Genomic DNA, 237 nt, shown 5'->3' with positions numbered 1-237 from the left:
AAATGGTGGGTCATGATGGATTCGAACCATCGACCAATTGATTAAAAGTCAACTGCTCTACCAACTGAGCTAATGACCCGCTCTAATATTGTATGTACTGAAGTATGTTGCTTGCGTAGATCCGCCGATGTTCCAGTTTTTACTTATAAAGTAAAAATGGTGGGTCATGATGGATTCGAACCATCGACCAATTGATTAAAAGTCAACTGCTCTACCAACTGAGCTAATGACCCGCTC

Annotated in this window: 2 tRNA genes; both read right to left on the bottom strand. The window is 41.4% G+C overall.

The annotated features are described in order from the left end of the window. Nucleotides 1–3: 3 nt before the first annotated feature. A tRNA-Lys gene (locus tag KZZ04_RS20775) sits at nt 4–79 on the bottom strand. 78 nt (nt 80–157) lie between these two features. Then, nucleotides 158–233, bottom strand: a tRNA-Lys gene (locus KZZ04_RS20770). Nucleotides 234–237 lie beyond the last annotated feature (4 nt).

Origin of the sequence: Pseudoalteromonas sp. CR1, assembly GCF_019392235.1 — a bacterium.
GTDB lineage: Bacteria > Pseudomonadota > Gammaproteobacteria > Enterobacterales > Alteromonadaceae > Pseudoalteromonas.
This window is presented reverse-complemented; position numbering and strand designations above follow the sequence as displayed.